Annotated in this window: 38 protein-coding genes, 1 tRNA gene and 1 pseudogene; 21 read left to right on the forward strand and 19 right to left on the reverse strand. The window is 51.8% G+C overall.

Annotation, left to right across the window (positions count from 1 at the left end; all coding sequences use genetic code 11):
* Nucleotides 1-22: 22 nt before the first annotated feature.
* From AC2LB6_RS19075 to AC2LB6_RS19165, 19 genes and pseudogenes are all read right to left on the reverse strand, one after another.
* Nucleotides 23-238, reverse strand: coding sequence for a hypothetical protein (locus AC2LB6_RS19075; protein ID WP_490094696.1), 216 nt, complete (start codon nt 236-238; stop codon nt 23-25).
* A 230-nt stretch (nt 239-468) separates the two neighbouring features.
* Entirely contained in the window at nt 469-708 is a 240-nt protein-coding gene (locus AC2LB6_RS19080) for a DNA polymerase III subunit theta (protein WP_490094697.1), read from the reverse strand.
* A gap of 29 nt (nt 709-737) precedes the next feature.
* Nucleotides 738-1,202: a hypothetical protein gene (locus AC2LB6_RS19085; protein ID WP_490094698.1), complete on the reverse strand. Its 465-nt coding sequence runs from the start codon at nt 1,200-1,202 to the stop codon at nt 738-740.
* Nucleotides 1,199-1,792, reverse strand: coding sequence for a hypothetical protein (locus AC2LB6_RS19090; RefSeq protein WP_490094699.1), 594 nt, complete (start codon nt 1,790-1,792; stop codon nt 1,199-1,201). Before AC2LB6_RS19090 ends, AC2LB6_RS19085 begins: the two co-directional genes overlap by 4 nt.
* Nucleotides 1,792-2,076 (reverse strand): hypothetical protein, encoded by a 285-nt coding sequence (locus AC2LB6_RS19095; protein WP_490094700.1) that lies wholly within the window; start codon nt 2,074-2,076, stop codon nt 1,792-1,794. The genes AC2LB6_RS19090 and AC2LB6_RS19095 overlap by 1 nt, the downstream gene beginning before the upstream one ends.
* The gene (locus AC2LB6_RS19100; protein WP_490094701.1) at nt 2,073-2,369 is read right to left on the reverse strand and encodes a hypothetical protein; all 297 of its coding nucleotides are present in this window, start codon (nt 2,367-2,369) and stop codon (nt 2,073-2,075) included. The genes AC2LB6_RS19095 and AC2LB6_RS19100 overlap by 4 nt, the downstream gene beginning before the upstream one ends.
* Nucleotides 2,369-2,809, reverse strand: a complete 441-nt coding sequence (locus AC2LB6_RS19105; protein ID WP_490094702.1) for a hypothetical protein — start codon at nt 2,807-2,809, stop codon at nt 2,369-2,371. Before AC2LB6_RS19105 ends, AC2LB6_RS19100 begins: the two co-directional genes overlap by 1 nt.
* Before the next feature lie 49 nt (nt 2,810-2,858).
* On the reverse strand, nt 2,859-3,167 hold the full coding sequence (locus AC2LB6_RS19110) for a hypothetical protein (RefSeq protein ID WP_490094703.1): 309 nt from the start codon (nt 3,165-3,167) through the stop codon (nt 2,859-2,861).
* 23 nt (nt 3,168-3,190) lie between these two features.
* Complete coding sequence (locus AC2LB6_RS19115) at nt 3,191-3,583, reverse strand: single-stranded DNA-binding protein (RefSeq protein WP_490094704.1); 393 nt, start codon at nt 3,581-3,583, stop codon at nt 3,191-3,193.
* Complete coding sequence (locus AC2LB6_RS19120; RefSeq protein WP_490094705.1) at nt 3,583-4,188, reverse strand: ERF family protein; 606 nt, start codon at nt 4,186-4,188, stop codon at nt 3,583-3,585. Before AC2LB6_RS19120 ends, AC2LB6_RS19115 begins: the two co-directional genes overlap by 1 nt.
* Complete coding sequence (locus AC2LB6_RS19125; RefSeq protein WP_490094706.1) at nt 4,181-4,333, reverse strand: hypothetical protein; 153 nt, start codon at nt 4,331-4,333, stop codon at nt 4,181-4,183. Before AC2LB6_RS19125 ends, AC2LB6_RS19120 begins: the two co-directional genes overlap by 8 nt.
* Nucleotides 4,323-4,520 carry a DUF5444 family protein gene (locus AC2LB6_RS19130; protein ID WP_490094707.1) on the reverse strand — a complete coding sequence of 66 codons (198 nt, stop codon included), beginning with the start codon at nt 4,518-4,520 and terminating at the stop codon, nt 4,323-4,325. The genes AC2LB6_RS19125 and AC2LB6_RS19130 overlap by 11 nt, the downstream gene beginning before the upstream one ends.
* Nucleotides 4,517-4,660, reverse strand: coding sequence for a protease FtsH-inhibitory lysogeny factor CIII (locus tag AC2LB6_RS19135; protein ID WP_490094708.1), 144 nt, complete (start codon nt 4,658-4,660; stop codon nt 4,517-4,519). Before AC2LB6_RS19135 ends, AC2LB6_RS19130 begins: the two co-directional genes overlap by 4 nt.
* A gap of 27 nt (nt 4,661-4,687) precedes the next feature.
* A complete protein-coding gene (locus tag AC2LB6_RS19140; RefSeq protein ID WP_490094709.1) occupies nt 4,688-5,689 on the reverse strand; it encodes a hypothetical protein in 1,002 nt (333 codons plus the stop codon).
* A gap of 138 nt (nt 5,690-5,827) precedes the next feature.
* A pseudogene (locus tag AC2LB6_RS19145) lies at nt 5,828-6,043 on the reverse strand (DUF551 domain-containing protein); the annotation flags it as partial.
* A gap of 25 nt (nt 6,044-6,068) precedes the next feature.
* Nucleotides 6,069-6,332 carry a hypothetical protein gene (locus AC2LB6_RS19150; RefSeq protein ID WP_490094710.1) on the reverse strand — a complete coding sequence of 88 codons (264 nt, stop codon included), beginning with the start codon at nt 6,330-6,332 and terminating at the stop codon, nt 6,069-6,071.
* A gap of 310 nt (nt 6,333-6,642) precedes the next feature.
* Nucleotides 6,643-6,888 carry a transcriptional antitermination N peptide gene (locus AC2LB6_RS19155; protein WP_490094711.1) on the reverse strand — a complete coding sequence of 82 codons (246 nt, stop codon included), beginning with the start codon at nt 6,886-6,888 and terminating at the stop codon, nt 6,643-6,645.
* A gap of 24 nt (nt 6,889-6,912) precedes the next feature.
* Nucleotides 6,913-6,992, reverse strand: a tRNA-Asp gene (locus tag AC2LB6_RS19160).
* Between the two features lie 209 nt (nt 6,993-7,201).
* Nucleotides 7,202-7,909: an XRE family transcriptional regulator gene (locus tag AC2LB6_RS19165; RefSeq protein WP_490094733.1), complete on the reverse strand. Its 708-nt coding sequence runs from the start codon at nt 7,907-7,909 to the stop codon at nt 7,202-7,204.
* 80 nt (nt 7,910-7,989) lie between these two features.
* On the opposite strand from AC2LB6_RS19165, the gene AC2LB6_RS19170 reads away from it, so the two are divergent.
* The 21 genes from AC2LB6_RS19170 to AC2LB6_RS19270 form a co-directional block, all read left to right on the forward strand.
* Nucleotides 7,990-8,220, forward strand: coding sequence for a helix-turn-helix domain-containing protein (locus AC2LB6_RS19170; RefSeq protein WP_159223506.1), 231 nt, complete (start codon nt 7,990-7,992; stop codon nt 8,218-8,220).
* 138 nt (nt 8,221-8,358) lie between these two features.
* The gene (locus AC2LB6_RS19175; RefSeq protein ID WP_490094712.1) at nt 8,359-8,637 is read left to right on the forward strand and encodes a CII family transcriptional regulator; all 279 of its coding nucleotides are present in this window, start codon (nt 8,359-8,361) and stop codon (nt 8,635-8,637) included.
* 175 nt (nt 8,638-8,812) lie between these two features.
* Nucleotides 8,813-9,661 (forward strand): replication protein, encoded by an 849-nt coding sequence (locus AC2LB6_RS19180; protein ID WP_490094713.1) that lies wholly within the window; start codon nt 8,813-8,815, stop codon nt 9,659-9,661.
* Between the two features lies 1 nt (nt 9,662).
* Nucleotides 9,663-11,018, forward strand: coding sequence for a replicative DNA helicase (locus AC2LB6_RS19185; RefSeq protein ID WP_490094714.1), 1,356 nt, complete (start codon nt 9,663-9,665; stop codon nt 11,016-11,018).
* Complete coding sequence (locus AC2LB6_RS19190; protein WP_490094715.1) at nt 11,011-11,196, forward strand: hypothetical protein; 186 nt, start codon at nt 11,011-11,013, stop codon at nt 11,194-11,196. The genes AC2LB6_RS19185 and AC2LB6_RS19190 overlap by 8 nt, the downstream gene beginning before the upstream one ends.
* A complete protein-coding gene (locus AC2LB6_RS19195) occupies nt 11,196-11,540 on the forward strand; it encodes a hypothetical protein (protein ID WP_490094716.1) in 345 nt (114 codons plus the stop codon). The genes AC2LB6_RS19190 and AC2LB6_RS19195 overlap by 1 nt, the downstream gene beginning before the upstream one ends.
* 203 nt (nt 11,541-11,743) lie before the next feature.
* Entirely contained in the window at nt 11,744-11,953 is a 210-nt protein-coding gene (locus AC2LB6_RS19200; protein ID WP_490094717.1) for a DUF551 domain-containing protein, read from the forward strand.
* Nucleotides 11,950-12,144 (forward strand): hypothetical protein, encoded by a 195-nt coding sequence (locus tag AC2LB6_RS19205; RefSeq protein ID WP_490094718.1) that lies wholly within the window; start codon nt 11,950-11,952, stop codon nt 12,142-12,144. The genes AC2LB6_RS19200 and AC2LB6_RS19205 overlap by 4 nt, the downstream gene beginning before the upstream one ends.
* Nucleotides 12,141-12,416, forward strand: a complete 276-nt coding sequence (locus AC2LB6_RS19210) for a hypothetical protein (protein WP_490094719.1) — start codon at nt 12,141-12,143, stop codon at nt 12,414-12,416. The genes AC2LB6_RS19205 and AC2LB6_RS19210 overlap by 4 nt, the downstream gene beginning before the upstream one ends.
* On the forward strand, nt 12,382-12,837 hold the full coding sequence (locus AC2LB6_RS19215) for a YbcN family protein (protein WP_490094720.1): 456 nt from the start codon (nt 12,382-12,384) through the stop codon (nt 12,835-12,837). Before AC2LB6_RS19210 ends, AC2LB6_RS19215 begins: the two co-directional genes overlap by 35 nt.
* Entirely contained in the window at nt 12,830-13,123 is a 294-nt protein-coding gene (locus AC2LB6_RS19220; RefSeq protein ID WP_490094721.1) for a hypothetical protein, read from the forward strand. Before AC2LB6_RS19215 ends, AC2LB6_RS19220 begins: the two co-directional genes overlap by 8 nt.
* On the forward strand, nt 13,110-13,280 hold the full coding sequence (locus AC2LB6_RS19225) for a NinE family protein (RefSeq protein ID WP_490094722.1): 171 nt from the start codon (nt 13,110-13,112) through the stop codon (nt 13,278-13,280). The genes AC2LB6_RS19220 and AC2LB6_RS19225 overlap by 14 nt, the downstream gene beginning before the upstream one ends.
* On the forward strand, nt 13,277-13,552 hold the full coding sequence (locus AC2LB6_RS19230) for a hypothetical protein (RefSeq protein WP_490094723.1): 276 nt from the start codon (nt 13,277-13,279) through the stop codon (nt 13,550-13,552). Before AC2LB6_RS19225 ends, AC2LB6_RS19230 begins: the two co-directional genes overlap by 4 nt.
* Entirely contained in the window at nt 13,552-13,863 is a 312-nt protein-coding gene (locus AC2LB6_RS19235; protein ID WP_490094724.1) for a hypothetical protein, read from the forward strand. Before AC2LB6_RS19230 ends, AC2LB6_RS19235 begins: the two co-directional genes overlap by 1 nt.
* Nucleotides 13,856-14,482, forward strand: a complete 627-nt coding sequence (locus tag AC2LB6_RS19240) for a recombination protein NinG (protein ID WP_490094725.1) — start codon at nt 13,856-13,858, stop codon at nt 14,480-14,482. The genes AC2LB6_RS19235 and AC2LB6_RS19240 overlap by 8 nt, the downstream gene beginning before the upstream one ends.
* Complete coding sequence (locus tag AC2LB6_RS19245) at nt 14,479-14,721, forward strand: hypothetical protein (RefSeq protein WP_490094726.1); 243 nt, start codon at nt 14,479-14,481, stop codon at nt 14,719-14,721. Before AC2LB6_RS19240 ends, AC2LB6_RS19245 begins: the two co-directional genes overlap by 4 nt.
* The gene (locus tag AC2LB6_RS19250) at nt 14,718-14,843 is read left to right on the forward strand and encodes a YlcG family protein (RefSeq protein WP_122983614.1); all 126 of its coding nucleotides are present in this window, start codon (nt 14,718-14,720) and stop codon (nt 14,841-14,843) included. The genes AC2LB6_RS19245 and AC2LB6_RS19250 overlap by 4 nt, the downstream gene beginning before the upstream one ends.
* 52 nt (nt 14,844-14,895) lie before the next feature.
* On the forward strand, nt 14,896-15,456 hold the full coding sequence (locus AC2LB6_RS19255; RefSeq protein ID WP_490094727.1) for a hypothetical protein: 561 nt from the start codon (nt 14,896-14,898) through the stop codon (nt 15,454-15,456).
* 379 nt (nt 15,457-15,835) lie between these two features.
* Nucleotides 15,836-16,255, forward strand: coding sequence for a hypothetical protein (locus AC2LB6_RS19260; protein WP_490094728.1), 420 nt, complete (start codon nt 15,836-15,838; stop codon nt 16,253-16,255).
* Nucleotides 16,252-16,488, forward strand: coding sequence for a hypothetical protein (locus AC2LB6_RS19265; RefSeq protein WP_490094729.1), 237 nt, complete (start codon nt 16,252-16,254; stop codon nt 16,486-16,488). Before AC2LB6_RS19260 ends, AC2LB6_RS19265 begins: the two co-directional genes overlap by 4 nt.
* Nucleotides 16,485-16,835 (forward strand): lysozyme family protein (locus tag AC2LB6_RS19270; protein ID WP_490094730.1); only part of this gene is annotated, 351 nt, incomplete at its 3' end. The genes AC2LB6_RS19265 and AC2LB6_RS19270, both read left to right, overlap by 4 nt.

A 16,835-nucleotide genomic window follows, 5' to 3' on the forward strand; every position in this document is an offset into this window, starting at 1 on the left:
AGCACGTTCTCAGCTACTGGCGTCACGCTACCTTGCGATGTTGCTTAGCGCGCTCGATGCGCTGGTAGTCATCCTTGCATTCTGGGCAACAGAAGAATCCTTTCTCCAGCTTCTCACCGCAGTCGCCGTTCTGGCAGGCGCCGGTAAATGTCATAGTTGGTCTCGGCCTGTTAGCCAGAGCTATTTCAATATTGAGCATCTCCAGCTCAGCGGCATTATCAATATCGTCTGCATGCATGGTGGCTACTCCGATTTTGGCAATAAAAAACCCCGCCGGGGCGAGGTCTGTTTGTTTGTTTTTGGCTCAGGGCTTAGGCCTGTTCTGCCACTCTTCAGTTTCAAACTTACTAAACACCTTTAGGCAATCGACGCACTTCCAGTCGCCGGTATGCTGCCCGATTACCCGGTCCTTAATTACCTTCTCTGAGCCGCATTCCGGGCACGTCTTAGGTTTAAAGTGAGCAGCCATCACTTTTCCTCTTTGAAATAAACCGGGTCAGTGCCGCGCGGGAACTGAAGCGCAACGTTCCTGTAATGCTGCAACCTCTCCCTGAAATAATCTCTCATCGCTTCAGGCTGCTGCAACTCAACCTCCATGGCGATTACAGGCTGATTCATACGCTCCTTGTATGCGACTCCTGACGCGGCTAAATCCACGTTAATCCTGTCGCGCTCTTCACTGCTGCGTGCTGCTAAGTTGTGTGACATGGCGATGTCCTCCTGTGGGGAGTATACGCCTATTCAGATGGGGTGGGGGCAGCGGCTAGCATTGCCGCATAGCACAGCCTTGCTTTGTGCGCTGACTGCTGACATCCGCTCATCGCTTCGTATGCCTCCCATTTTTCGTCGGTGCTAAAAGATTTGTCAGGTTCAGACTCAAATCCAGCAACCACCATTATCTCGGTCGGCTCAATGGGTACGATTTTCCACCCAGTCGGAATGGACGCCGATGTAAACAGGGGAATGTCATCACTGAATCGCTGCGCATTAAACAATCCAACTTCGACTGCAGTATGCTTCTTTAACCGGCTCAAAATCGCGTGCTCTTCCGATGAGATCCACGCAACGGGCTTAGATTTACGCAGCGCCAGCAGCTCCTTTGCCATTACAGCAACAGCTTCAGCCGATACCCGCTTAGCGAATTCGAGATTCGTAGCGGCAGACTCAAGATAGAGGTTGCTGGGATATTGTTTATCGCTCATTTCGCCCCCTCAATGTTGCGCATGGCGGAGTCAATCTGCTCCCGCAAATCCGTGGCATAGTTTTCATCGCAATCGTCGCTAGTTTGTTGCGACCAAAAAATATTGTGACTTCCATAGGGCAAAGGCTCGCGGACGTTAACGGCTTTTGATACAAGCCAATCCATGCGCTTTGTGTCATCCGGCACCAGCTCAGCCAGGCTTACGGCGGGCGCGGGGCGGGAAATATGCGCCCCCGAAAGAACAGAGCGAATTGCCTTTGCACTTCTCAGTGCATACTCAGTGATAGATACATCACAGCCTGTATCTTCACCGTCAATTTCAAACCGCAAATCAACGCAGTCGCCATCTATATCATCTGAGTCGAAGTTACCAATAAACTCAAGAATAGTGGCGCAGTGCATTGCCTCTTCATCATATTGCTCCCGGCCCGCCAGCTTTGCCTCTGCTGCTTCTGCGCGCTGCTCCAGCGCCCGGAATGCTTCGGCAACGTCACGAACAAGGCGATGATTGAAGCTCTCTAGCTTTGTGGTGGCGGGCCATGAATCAACCACCTCCTGACACCATTTTTCTAACGCGTTCAGCTTTTCCATTACTCCTGCACCTCATAGCCTGCTGCACGGATGGCCGCAATAGCATCTTCAACAGAGATAGCCATGCAGGTCACATAATCCTGATCGATATCTTCACGCGTAAGCATGGAACGACGTGGTGGCAGTTTAACCGGCTGCGCGGTCAGGGCGGCGAGTGCTATTTCATTCCTGAGTAAATCACGCTTTAAAACTGGCTCACCCGGGTAAGCCTTAATGCAACGATTTAAATGCGCTATTTCTCGCTGGCAGTCTTCAATCAGCGCCTGCTTCTCTTCTGCTTTCATGATGGCTCTCCTGCGCGGAGTTGGGCGGCATTGATCGCGTCGCGAACTACCGTCCTGTAGTAGTGATGGAATGCCATAGTCAGGCCCAGCTTTGTTGCGGACTGATTCTTTTCGCTGAGCAGCCCCAGCCGCATGCAGATGGTTGTGGCTGTCCAGCCTGAGTGATACCCAGCAGCACGCTTCATGACTGTCTCTGCCAGAATGGTACGGTAGTCATCTCGCCCGAAATTGGTGTTCTCAAACGCCTTTGCAATGACCTCATCGGTCAGATGCTTATCACAGACGATAGCCATCACTCACCATCCTTACCGGCGCGGAGTTGGGCGGCAAAATCCTCTGCCAAATCTTTAACCCGGTCTCCGACAGCGCAACCGCCCTGTATCGCTGATGCAAACATCTCCACACCCTCAGCCCGCACAGCGTTGAGGTAGGCGTCGGTGTCTGGGGTCTTGATAGAGTCAAATTCTTCCATTGCCGATTCCAGAGCGATTTGCTGGCAAGCTACTTCTGCACGTCCCTGAATCCCTGTGCCTTCACCGTTAAGGTTGTTGTGCATATCATTCAACTTGTCGCCAAACCCCTTCAGCACCGCATTCTCAGCCGCCAGCGCGTCCCGCTGCTCCTGTGTTGCGAGAAGCTGAGTTGCCAGCCACACGATTACCTCTTCGCTATCCTTCGCGATGTGCGCCGGAGGATACCCCTGCGCCATATGCTCAATGTCGCTATGTTCCATTCTCTTACCCCTTATGCCGCTGTCAGGCTCAATGCCGCGGCGAAAATAGTTAGTCCTGCACCACGGCACCAAAGCGTCCGCGAAGCTCTTTCTGGTAGTCATTCCAGACGAAATCAGGCTTCGTCATAACGATGCGTGGCAGCTGCGGATAGAAGGCTGCCTGTCGTGCATATTCACGGGTGGCGCGCTCCCTGCGCCGTGCTCCCAGTGATTCCGTCGTGCGTGATTCAATCCGGCACCGCTCACCGTGCCGGGCGGCAATCTGCTGCTGTGCGTCCTGCATAGCCAGCCGATGTAATCGCTGTGATTGCGTTTCATCAGGGCGTGCAGAGTCCGCCGAGGGTTCGGTGAGGTTCATGGTCGGCGCCTTATTGGTGGGTGTTAGAAGGGGATCGAATTATCGTATTGAGGTTCTGTAGATTGACCATGTGACTGCTGCGGCCGACTCTGTTGCTGGCCGTTCTGCTTTGGCGGCAGATCGATATCCCGTACGAGAATGGTAGGCGTCGAAACTTTAGTGCCGTCATCCTTTGTCCATTCTTCCAGAACGAACTCGCCGGTAACGGTGACCTTCGCACCCTTCAGGATGGATGCCGATAGCTTTTCAGCCATGGCACCGAACATCTTGCATTGCAGCCAGGACGTTTTCTCGTTGTCACCAAATCCTGATTTGGCCGGCAGAGAGAAAGAAGCGATGTGCTTTCCGTTTGGGGTGACGCGCAGAACGGCATCCTTGCCGACATTACCTGCGATTGTGATCGTGTTGATTGGCATTATGCTGTGGCTCCTTCAAGCTCTGATTTCTTCATGTCGTAGACTTCCTTAGCCTTAGCCTGCTCCGGAGTGCCATCCAGCATCTGCCAGGCTTTGGCGAATGACTGCTTCAGCTCTTCCGGGGTTTTCTTGCTGAGCGCAGCCTCAGAGAAGGCGGCAAGGATGTCAGCGGGCTTAGGCTTTGGTTTCTGCTGCTGCGGCGCAGATGCAGATTGCTGACGGTGCTCGTTGGTGTCGGCATCCTTCGAATCATCGATACCGAACAGGCCATTCAGGCAGTACTTGCGGGCATATGAGCTGGTCGCGCCGGTTATCTGAGCGTCGTCCATGCCTTTCTTATCGACGGCTTCACGGGCCATTGCGGATGCACTGTGAGTGGTTTCGCCATCGGTGATGCATGCGGTGGCTTTTACGTAATACCGATCGCCAATCAGCACGATTTCGTCTGTGATGGACAGGAACAGGCCGTTAAGCAGCGGCTTCACACCCTCAAGGATGTCTTCGCAGCTGCGGTAGTGATACTTGCCGAAGCTGTTGTACTGGCCCTTTGGTGCGTTCAGGGTGCGCTGTATCTCTGCCAGCCTGACGTAGAATTCCTTACTCATAGCCAACCCCCATTCGCTCTGCCTGCTGCTCCGTACGGTAATCAGCAGCCGCATCTATTGCAGCCTGCTCATATGTCATTGGCTCAGCTAAGTCGCCAAGCATGCCGCGCATCAGTGCGACAAATTCATCCTCATCATGCTGCATGGTGTTTAAACCTCTTATTCCAGTCTTCGTCCTGACAGTTGTGCCAGCCCAGGGCAATCTCTGAAGCCCACGCATAGGCTTTATGCATGCCTTCCTTCGTGTCCGGGAACGCCTCTTCATACAGTTTGTTGAAGTGGCTGCAGCCCTGCTGAACCAGAATGGTTCCGTTCACCGGGATAATGGTCATAGCGAATTTCCTTTCTGGTTAAGGGTGTGGATAAGGCTACGTAAGCTCGCACGAAGACGGCGGGTGATACGGTCGAGTTGAGACGTGTTAAGTCCGAAGCCACCCATGTGGGTAGCCCCAGCGAGAGCAAAATCTGGCATGGGTGATTCCTTGGTGTTGGTGAGTTTTTAGTAGGTGATACGGATGGCAGATACTTCGCCTTTGGCGATCGCTGTGATTACGTTGCGCGCCTGCTCTTCTGTCAGGCCGACAGCGACGAGGTCAGCCAGCGCCTTGTTGTTGACTGCTTTGCGGTGAGCAACATCTGCTGCACGGGCTGCGGCTTCATCAGCAACGCGCTTCTCTTCAGCCAGGCGGTTGGCTTCTGCTTCACGGGCTTTACGCTGTTCAGCTTCGATAGCTGCCTGTTTTTCACGCTCAGCCCGCTCACGCGCTTCATGCGCCTGACGTTCAGCTCGTTCGTGTGCTTCTCTGGCTTCGCGTTCTGCGCGCTCCTGAGCGGCTTTAGCATCGGCCTCAGCCTTTTCCTTCGCTGCCTGCAGGTCGGCTTCACGCTTGGCCGATGCTTCGCGATCACGTTGTGCTGCCTGCTCGGCTTCAACGCGTGCCTGTTCAGCAGCCTGACGACGAATCGCTTCTTCATGGGCTGCGCGCTGACGCTCTGCTTCGGCTTTCGCTTCAGCTGCATCGCGGTCGAACTTGTCGTTCAGCAGCAGCCCCATTTCGTGATCGGATTCAATCTGCTTTTTCAGGGCTTCTGCAGCAGCTTTCTGCTCTGCTTCAGCGCGCAGGCGTTCCTCTTCAGCCGCTTTCTCTGCGGCGATTCGCTCCTGTTCTGCTTCCCATTCAGTGAGAGGCTTGCGCGTAAGGTCGCGTAGATTGTCGCAGGCATCAACGAAACGCTTAATCTCTGCCTCTGCGGGCTTTACAGCCTCTTTCAGTCGCTTAAGGTAGTCACGGCCCGGCTTCTCAATTGCTGTCTTGCTGCGTGATACCTGAGCCGCCAGTGATGCAACACGTGCCCGGCCTTTTGCAGTGCTCAGGTCTGGCACTTCGTTAACCTGCTGGCGAATCTGCTCAAGGTAAGTATCGAGGCCGTTGGGTACATACAGTGCCGGAGCCTGTTCAGGTTTAATCTCCAGCACTGCTAAATCGGTAGTTTCAGTCATTTCCGTCTCCTGAATTTTTGGCAAAAAGAAGGCCGCACTAAGCGGCCAAATCGCATCCTGTTCTGTCTCTATCATTTGAAACTTCACAGCGTTGGTGCGTAGCACCTCAAAGCCGTCTGAGTAGGCGGCTTTACGGTGTCACTCAGTTGGTGGTTCAGGTAATGGCATCCAGTGGGTAATCTCATTTAAATAAAGGTCATGCCCATCACCATCATCCCAAGCAGGACGTCCGTCATCGAACCAATCTGCAAAAATTCCTACCTGATAGTTAGGTCTACAAGCCGGATAATGGTTTTTGAAATCGGCGGCCATGACGCATTCGCGACCAGGCATCCGCTCACTGCACTTAATCCATTCCATCCTCTCTCTCCTGTAGTGGTTACTGGCCCAATGCCTTGCTGATTGCCGATGTGGCCTTGCCTGTTGCGGTTTCACCAAGCACGATAAAGCCACGCAACTGCATTTCCATGATGTGCTGAAGCGCCTCAAGAAGCTCAGGTGCTTCAGCTATCAATCGGCCAAGCTCTGCTGATTTTGATTTGAGAAAGTCACCACTATCGACATCAACAATTAGGTCTCCACCAACGTCTCTAACCTCAAACGTACTTTCTTCCAGTGTCCATGGTCCGTAAAACTCTTTCATCTTCATCCTCCTGCTATAAACCCCAGCACCATCAGCACGCCAAACACAAACCAGCCCAATACATAGTCAGACGTGCTTAACATGGTGCCTCCAGATGTGAAAAAGGCCGCCTAAGCGACCTTACTCGTCGAACCATTCGACATACTGAAGTTGCTCAATTAGTTCTGCATCTTCAGGCTCTTTGTTCTCGGGGTTACAGACTTTGCAGTTAGTTACTCCGTATGGCATTCCCATGCAGCCGCATTCATTCGACAATCCAGCGCAACACATTTTGAATACGAACCCGCCGTCACATTTGTCACATCCCATATCAGCCCCTCGCCGTTACGATGTCTTTTGAGTTGCGATAGCCCGCTGCAAAAATAGCTATCTCCGGTAAGCACTGTGATGTGCTCTCATGCCTGTCACGCAGAGAAGGGGAGGCGCAAGCCTTCTCGACTCTCTGGTTGCAGCTGGATAAGGTGCTGACGATGTGGCGCTCAAAGCTCGCCTGCTGCATTTTCATTGCCCGGTGTTCTACTGCGCGTTGCAGCTTCTTACGTTGCTTGTTGTTCATGTTGCCTCCGGTAATTGGCTTAGGTGGTGTGACCGGAATTGAACCGGTGACGCGATTCCATGACTGGGCCTACGAATCCGCTCTACCTGCTGAGCTACACACCCCAAAGCCAACTTCACTTTGGTGAGACCGAATCAGTCTCAATCTCTATTGTTAAAGAACCCGCCACTCCGTTCCCTGTGGCCTGCCAGCTTCCTGCTGATGGACTTATAATGTACTTGTAGTTCATGGATGTAAAGTACCTAAAGTACATAAAATAGAAAAAAGAAGTTCACTGAGAGTTAACTCAATGAACTTTAAGGTAAAATATTTTTTATCCGAATCGACGAAGGTCTATGGATTGGCGGATGAGAACTTTTGCCATAACAAAGAGCTGATCTTCTTCGTTATTTTCTATGAACCAGCGCTCATAAGCTGGGTTATCAGAGATTACAGCCAGGCGGTCTTTCAGCATTTGGAGGCGCTTTACATGAAGTGACCGGCCAAATACGAACACATAGATACCGTCACCATCGAACTGATTAACGGTGATGTCGACGAATATTTCATCGCCGGGGTTTATGGTTCCTTCCATGCTGTCACCGTTGACGGTGACCACTTTTACACTTTCCTGTGGCCTGCCATTGAACATGGATCGCGCCTGTTCAGTTGTGTATTCAATGGCTCGTATTTTTTCGACAAATTCATTAGATAGCATCGTCCCTGGCCCCGCACTGGCTTGGACATCAAGAACATCAACGCGATACGAGTCCGATGTCCGCTTGTAATGATCTGAGTCTATACCATCATTATCTGTATATCCATACAGGTATTGTGCGGTTGATCCAAGTAATTTAGCTAACTGTTCCATCAATGCCTTGCGAGGTACAGATTCCCCGTTAAACCATTTGCTCACCGCCTTTGGAGTTACCTTCAACCTGGCAGCTATCTCAGCCTGCCGACCATAAGGACCTATTCCCGCTTTGTCGCAGGCCAGCGCAAGCCTATGCGAGAAACTTTCACGCTCTTTTCCATGAACCATAAGTTCAAGCATATATTTAGTTGACTGTACTTTCAGTTCCGACATAATATGAACTCTAAGTTCAACCGCAGGAGATAAACATGAACCTTATTACGTTGGGAGACGTTATCAAAGGTGTTCGCGTTTCTGTTGTGGCTGATATTTGCGGCCTCACGCCAAAGGCCGTTTACAAGTGGATTGAGCGCGGTTCTTTACCTCGCACTGAGTTCACCGGCGAAACGGACTACGCAGGGAAGATCGCCAAAGCATCTGGCGGCAAGTATTCAGCAGCAGAGATTCGACGCATCAGTAAGCAGCAAATCGCTGCTTAGGTAATGTACCTAAAGTACCGTTAAGTAACACCGCTCTTTATAAATCTGACCGGAGGCTGTTTCGGCCCCCAAAAACCGAAGTGACTTGCTCACCGCAATGCCACGTAACTACTTAACCAACAAACGGAATACTAACTGATGGAACGCGCAAAGAAACGCAACGAGGCACTTCGCATTGAAAGCGCCTTGCTTAACAAGATCGCCTTAATCGGCACAGAGAAAGCTGCTGAAGCTGTCGGGGTTGATAAAGCTCAGATAAGCCGGTGGAAACGAGACTGGATCCCCAAGCTATCAATGCTTCTTGCAGTGCTGGAATGGGGCGTCGTGGATGACGAGATGGCTCATTTGGCCCGGCAGGTGGCGAACATTCTCACCAAAGAAAAGCCCCAAAGCAGCGCGAACTGTTTTGAGGCCTGATGCGAAATGACTGGATCAATTCACAGGAGTAATAATACATGAAACCTGAGAAACATGAAAGATTTGCCCGCTTTAAGGAGTTGTCCCGGCAGCAATTTTACCGGTCATTCTCCCAGTTAGGCGCCAGCCGGTTGAGCCAGTGTCTGCAGGAAGCCAAAGCGAAGGAGAAGGGCAAATGAGTAACGTAGCGTATGCAACATTCGGGGCTGTTCAGCAGCCCGTGGAGCGCAGAGTGGCCGATACCGATGATGGATACACCCGCATCGCTAACGAGCTACTGGAGTCCATTGCCAGCGCCGATTTAACCGCCCGACAGTTAAAGGTTCTCCTGGCTATCACCCGGAAAACCTATGGCTTCGGCAAGAAAACAGATCGCATTGCTGACGAGCAGATCGCAGGCATTACTGGCCTGTCCCGGCAGAACGTCAACAAAGCAAAAAAAGAGCTGCTTTCAATGAATTGCCTCCTCATGGATGGAAGCAGAATCGGTATCAACAAGGAAGTCTCTGCATGGAATTTCAGTAAGAGTCTCCAGGTTAGCAACCTTGTCTCTAAACCAGAGACAAATAAAGTCTCTAAGTTAGAGACAAATGATGTCTCGAATCTAGAGACACACAAAAGAAACTCTTTAAAGAAAAAAGAAACCCCTATATCCCCAGAGGGGAATTTGCCGGTTGCTGAAGAAAAACCAAAGCGCCAGCCAGTCAGTAAATACCACTTCGACCGTGATCGCCTGAAAGACACATGGAACCGCAAAGCTGAAACATTCGGCCTGCCGAAAATCCTCAGCATCAGCGCAACAACCGAGAAGGGCATTAAGCGCCTGTACGACTCCCACCTGAAGCACTGCAAAGAGACCGGGCGACCTGCCCAGCAAATCGACACCTTAGTGAATGGTTACATCGAGTTTGGCTACCAACCAACTGAGTGGGCCTGCGGTGCGAATCCTGGCGGAAAGCGTTACGGCATCGACACGGCGCTTACCCAGAAGAAAATCGACGAAATCATCAGCCAGGAGGCCTGAAATGGACAGTTTAGACTTCGAACAGCAGCTGGTTGGCTCGATGATGGTCAAAGGAGATCACATTGACTGCCGCGATATCGCCGCAAAGCTCCCCGCTGAGGCGTTCTCGAATCACCACCTGCGCCAGATTTACACCGTCATCTGCCGGTTCATCGACAAATGCGAACCGATTGACCCGTTCACGGTTGGTGCTGCGGTGCCGGAAGACAGCCGCGACCACGTGATGGAAGTCGGCTTCAAGTGTAAGACCGCCGCAAACATCAAGGCTTGGGCCAAGCTGGTTCGCCAGTGCTGGATGCTCCGCAAGGGTGCGGCAGACCTGACGAAAGCAGCTGAGATGCTCGCTAACGCCAACACGCAGAACATCAACGAGAGCATTGCCGAAGCCACTGGCATCATCTCAAAACTTCAGTTCGAAACCACAGACCGGCTGCCGCGCCGCATTGGCGACATGCTGACGGATTACATGCAGGTGCTGGAAAAACGCATGGAAGGTCAGGAGTCGGGCCTGTACCTGAAGACCGGTATCGAGGCGATGGATGAAGCCTATGGCGGATTCGACCGCACCGACCTGATCGTCATCGCTGGCCGCCCGGGGATGGGCAAGACAGAGCTGGCAATCAACATCGGCAACTCAATCGGCCGGCAGAAGGGCAAAGGTCTGATGATATCGATGGAGATGTCAGACATGCAGGTTGTTGAGCGGTTCGTGGCTGACCGTGGCGGCATCTCTCTCGGATCACTGCGTAACCCGCTGGACATGATTGACGAGCAATACACGCGGCTCACCAACGCCTCTGCGCAGCTTCAGGACGAAGATAACTACGTACTGGATGAAACGCTGAGTGTTGACGAAATCATCGCCCACGCAGAGCGCATGAACATGGACGGCGGCCTGAGCTTTGTATCAATCGACTATCTCGGACTGATGAAGAAACCAAAGGCAGAGCGTAACGATCTGGCGATTGCCGAAATCACCCGCAAGCTGAAGCAGTTCTGCCTTCGTAACAAAGTGCCCGTAATCCTCCTGTCGCAGCTTAACCGCGGCGTTGAGGCGCGCGCAGATAAGCGGCCGACGATGTCAGACCTTCGCGAGTCAGGCGCTATTGAGCAGGATGCAGACGTGATCATCTTCCCTTACCGGGATGAGGTTTATCACGACAACAGCGACATGAAAGGCATCGCAGAAATCATCGTCGGTAAGTACCGCTCCGGCCAGCCCCAGACGTTCTTCATGGGCTGGAAGAATGGGCACTTCACCAACATCGATCAGAGCGATGTAGCTCGGCAGTATTCCGACAACAAAAACAAAGAGCAGCCGGCCAATGACTGGCGCTACGGAGGCAGTAATGGTTAATCGCGTCAAAGAAGATCAGGAAGCAATGGAGCGAGCCAGAGGAATGCTTTACCGCATTGCTGCTGAGCTGTCTCTGGTTACGGCCGACAACGAAGCCGATCAGCTTCGCCTCGATAGCGCCCGGCGCATGGCTGCGGATAACGCTCTGCGCCTTGAAGATCACCTGAGGGGATTCTGATGAAAAAGTTAACAGCTGAGAAGTGCAAAAAAGTTATTGAAGGCTTCAAGTGGATGGCTGCCGAAGGGCCGGGCATGTCAATTCGTGATGAATACGATATTCAGGCTTATGAACTTGCACTCCCCATACTGGAGCAGCAGGAGCGGGGTGAGAGTGAGTGGATTGAGTGGGCGGGTGGTGAGTGTCCCGTTGATAGTGACACGATTGTAGGAACCAAGTGGAGCGACGGCGACAAAATACTTAATCGCGCCGGTTTATTTCACTGGCACCACGTTTATGGTCCAAACATCATCGCCTACCGCATCATCCCGGCACGGTCTACCAATCAGAACGGAGAGCAGTGATATGGGGGAGTACGAGGGTTATAAGAATGCAATTAAGCAGCTTACTGACTTTCTTAAGTCGGACAGGAACCCAACTCAGCATGATTATCGTGACATCTCAGACAGATTAAACCGTGACGGGTGCAACTCTTTGGCGTCACACATCATCACCTACATTGAAGAAATAGGTCAAGAGCTGCAGGACTTAAGAGAGGGTGGTTGATATGGGTGACTGGATTAAGTGCAGTGAGCGGATGCCGGAAGAAACAGAGATATTCGGCGGAGATGATTTCTCACCTGATGTTCTTGTTATTGACCAGTACGAGGACATGTTTGTTGCGTGCACTCATTGGGGTAAATGGATTCGATTGAAGCATGACGATTGCGCCATCTCACACTGGCAATCACTCCCATCACCACCGGAGGATGCATGAGCCAAGCAAAATTTCCTGAGCTTCCCATTGAAGTGCAGGTGGCGCTCATTAACGCAGCATCTAATATGGCTGCTGCCAAGATATCTGGCATCTACATGAAGGACAGCGCCAATGTTAAATATGACTTCTTTAAGGTTGAATATGAACGCATATGCGATGCCCTCCACAAAGAGAACAGAGGTAGGCCATGAACAACGTAATCCCCTTAAAACGCTCTGAGCACGTCATATCAGAAGCCGAACTGGATAAGCTGGCAAATGAGTTGACTCAGATTGCCCACCGCTATGCAGGCTTTATGTCACTCCCTGCAGCTATCCGTAAAACCCTCAGCGACGCATTAAAGCGAGAGAAGCCACAAACATTTGCCGATGAAATCCTCGAAAGAAACATGGCGTCTTGGCGTGCTGACCTGAAAAAGGAAAGTGAAGATGGAGATACCGAAAGAGGGCCTGCGGCTTCATAGGTCCAACTTCAGCGCCATCGGGCAACAGCTTATCCCTCTGCTCGAATCTGGCGAGTGTTACCGGCTAACCCTCAAGCCGTGGAAAGAAAAACGCAGCCTTTCACAGAACGCCCTCTCTCACATGTGGTACGCCGAAATCAGCGAATACCTGATTAAGTCCGGGCGCGCCGATGCAACGCCAGAATGGGTTAAGCGCAACCTTAAGCGCACATACCTTGGCTGTGAAGAGGTCACCTACACCGACTTCGTTACCGGCGAGAAGGTCACCACGTACGAACCCCGACACACATCAGGCCTCGATACAGGAGAGATGCATTTCTTCCTGACTCAGGTGGAACGGTGGTGCGCGCAGTTCGGTCTGGCGCTGACTATCCCGCATGAATCGGAGTACCAGAAACTGAAGGACAAACAAGATGAGTAAAGTCAAAACTGCAGTACTGGACATCCTGTCCGATGGAAAGTGGCACAAAACCGCTGAGCTGGTCGATATAGCCTGCAAAACCTGCCGCACTAACCGGATGAATGTTGAGAGCGTCATTAACACTCTATGTGGCGGCCACTACATCATCAAAGAGCACGTAGATAACCAGCATGGTGTGTGCCGGTACCGCATGAAGGACGCATCGGCAGGATTTGGCATTAGCCCGCAAATGGCAAGCCTCAATGAGTTGCTTAAAGCTGTAAGGGGGCACCATGCGTCGCACTAAATCACTCTGGCAACGTTATGAAAATCACGCCATCTACGACACTCCATCACCACGTAAGAAGCCCACCCCAATCCCCGCAGTAAGTCAGGTAAACACCTTCGACTATGTTGGCGGACTGCTTCAGGCTAAGTGGAACCGGATGAGGCTGACGCGATGAAAGAACGCTGCTGCCGCTGCCACACCATCCTCACATCAGAAGACAAGTATCACTACGGGGCTAACTGCGAAACCTGCGAGGTAGATCGCCGCTATGAAGACCACGAACGGGACCAGCCAATCAAGTCAGCCTACTGGCGCTGGCGAGCCATCTGCTTCTGTGTGCGCTTTCTGTTCTGCGGCGCTGCCAGAGTCAGTGGTGTACTGCTGCACAAGCTGCGAAATAAGCCTGATGCAGGACCCCAACTTTTTGATGAGCGGAGAGGTGAATAATGGCTGAGTTAAGAGCGGGTGGCTTGGCCTTAGTAGTTGGCGGCCATAAAAATGAGGTGTTAATAGGGCGCACGGTTGAGCTAGTTAGGCTTGTCGCAGCTGAGAGCATGGTAAAGATTCCAGGGCAGCCGCTTTTCTGGAATGAAGCACCAGCGCGGTGGTTGATAACGAAGCCTGGTTTGAGGGTCACCCTTTCCAATAAATCCGTTTTGCAGGGGTTTGCGCTCATCGCCCCACAGCACTTGGTTCCTATCGATAGCGACGATTTCCAGCACGAAGACGAGCAACTGAAGGAATTAACGCATGGCTAAAGGCATCAAGCCGCCGAAGCCGAAGAAGTGCCCCATCTGCACTACCGAATACACCCCACGAAGTTCTCTCCAGAAAGTCTGCCACAACTACCTATGCGCCATTGCCTTCAACAAGAAGCGCGATGAAGAACTTGCTGCGCGTGAACAACGCAAGCAGGAGCGACTACAGCGCGATGATTTGCGGCAACGAAGGGAAAGGCTCAAGGGTAAACCGGAATGGAACAGAGAGGCTCAGGCAGCGGTAAATAAATTCATTTTCTGGCGCGATTACGGGAAGCCCTGCATCTCATGCGGACGGCGTCTCAACTACGGCGTGCGAGGTGGAGCAGTAGACGCCAGTCACTACCGGTCACGCGGCGCGGCACCATGGCTAAGGTTCAACGTTTTCAACAACAACGCCAGCTGCGTTCCCTGCAATCGCGACTTGTCAGGCAATCCGATCCCCTACCGAATAAACCTCATCGAGAAGTTTGGCCTGTATCGGGTCGAGCGCATCGAGCATGACAACACCGTTCGCAAATTCGATATCGAGTACCTGAAGCGGGTGAAATCCATATTCACGCGCCGGGCACGCCATTACGAGAAATTGCGTAAACGTCAGATGGAGTATGCAGCATGACCAAAGAATACGTGAAGAAAATCCATTACCCATGCGAGACCGCGGCAATCTTTCAGGGCGTCATCTTTGTTATCCACCCCCAGCACTACTCTGAGTTGCTTGGCGAGGCCGATAGAGCAACTGAGTTCTACCTGAACTATTTCCCATACGCCACGCTGGAAAATATTCGTGACGACATTCGTTACAGCTTCGGTGGTTTGTATCTGACTGATGACCAACTCATCAGGGAGGCAGCATGACCGAATACCTCAGAGAGAAGTGGCTCCGTCTTCGCATTCTAAAGATGCGCGGCATGTATGAGATCAACTACCGGATTATCCGCAACACGGCGAAAATGATGGGGGTTAAGCATGCGCATTGAGCGTGACTATCAGCAAATCGTCAGATTGTCAGGCGTAAGAACCGCAGCGGATATGCGCCGGTTATTCGGCAATGGCTGGAAGACCATCAACAAATCGCAGCAGGCATGGATACGTCATCTGCTGGGCGTATGGGGCGATCACCTGGGCGGAGAAGATTACGACCGTGCAGAGGTGAACGTGATTGGCCGACTTATGATGCGATGCGAATGGAGTGAGCAGAAGGGTAAGCAGATAGAGAAAATCGTGTCACAGCTGCATTGTGAAGGGCTGCGTGGTGAAGAGTTGTTCCGCAAGGCGCGTGACCTGCTTATCCCACAGTCATCAACGGCAAACATCATCGCTCTCGCCAAAGAATCAGATGATGCCGCCTTTGTTGAATCAGTCATGGTAAAGACGTTCGGTAAGGATAACCCGCTTCGCAATGTAGCCAGATTACGATACTGCAAACGCAAGAGCGTGCAAAACATCGGCTCATCCCTGATTTATTACTGCAGCATCTCACCCAAAGAGGCTCGAAACAGAATGGAATGGGCGATGGATATCATCGAAGGAGAAATGTTTTACGCAATTAAGCGAGAAATGGAGAAGGAGATTCTTAAAATCGCTGCGTGATTATACAGAATAGCACGAAATGACAAAGACAAAGGGCAAGCAACCTGGCACATTAACGGCATGATCGGGGAGTGAAGCGAACAGATCGCGGCTTTACCGGTCAGTTGCATAAATGTGGATGCCAAGAAGCCTCGCGACCTCACCAGTCGGCGGGGCTTTTTTATTCCCCCGCATTGAGCCGAATAACCTCAACTAATCGGCTCATTCCCTGTAGCGGATAAGTAACATCACCAAACTATTTCAAAGGTCAGCCATAGAGCTGGCCTTTTCTTTTTCGCCCCTACCAATCACTGCGACCTCACGGATTTCCCTAAGTGGTAGCGGGCGACCTTTCTTTTAACAGCAATAGGCCGGTCTCACCGGGTTGCCGGAGACGGCTATGGCGATCACAGAATTACTCTTCTCAAAAGAAACACTTCTCGGAGTGGGTGGTGCGCTATCCGTAGGCCTTAATGGCTGGATGGCGTTCAGTCGCTACTGGATAAGCAGTAAGGCTATAAACGCCAACGATAAGCAGCAGGTAAATATGCTGCAGTTCCTGAGCGACCAACTGCGAGAAGCGAAGATAGAAAATAGCTCTCTGCGGGATGAGATTGAAGAGCGTGACGAGACTATTCGTCAGTACTGGAAAACCATCTCCGAAACAGACGCCCGCTTAAAGATCATCGAGAACTCCCAACTGTTTCTTGAGAAACAGAACGAAGGTCTCAGGCAGCAGGTTAGTGAGCTGACCACATCGAATATGAACCTGGTGAAAGAAATCACGCAGCTTCGAACATCACTGAGGGTTCCGCGATGAGCATAAAGAATTCCTCCGGCGAAACCATTATCACCTGGCAGGTACTGCTAATCGTCATCAGTTCATCGCTTGGCATTTTCTTTGCTGGCGCGTTCTCCGGTTACTTCGTGGCATCCAAGGAATATTCACTCCGGGCCACTAAACGCGATCAGGCGGTGAGTGAAATCAATAAGAAAGTTGACCAGTTGCCGCAGCAAATCAACCGGGAAGTCAGAGAGGATATTAATAAATGAGCCAGATTATCCCGATCCTCAATTTTGAGGAGGGCTACGTTGAAACCCCTTACCTCGACACGCTGGGATTCCCGACTGTTGCCGGCGGTATCCGCATCGGGCCAAAAGGTGCATCGCTGAGTAATTACACCTTCAGCGTTCCGCGTAGTGTTGGTGACGTGTGGAAAGCAGTGATTGTCGATGCCAAAAAGACTGAGATGAACAAGCGACAGAATATTGCAGCAGCGCTGAAGCAATGCAATCCGGCACGAGAGGACATTCTTGTGTCGATGGCCTATCAGCTCGGTGTTGACGGACTGGCCCAATTCAGCAGGGCGCTTATCTTCATTTCAAACGGTGATTTCACC

This window comes from Pantoea sp. RCC30.1 (assembly GCF_058148845.1).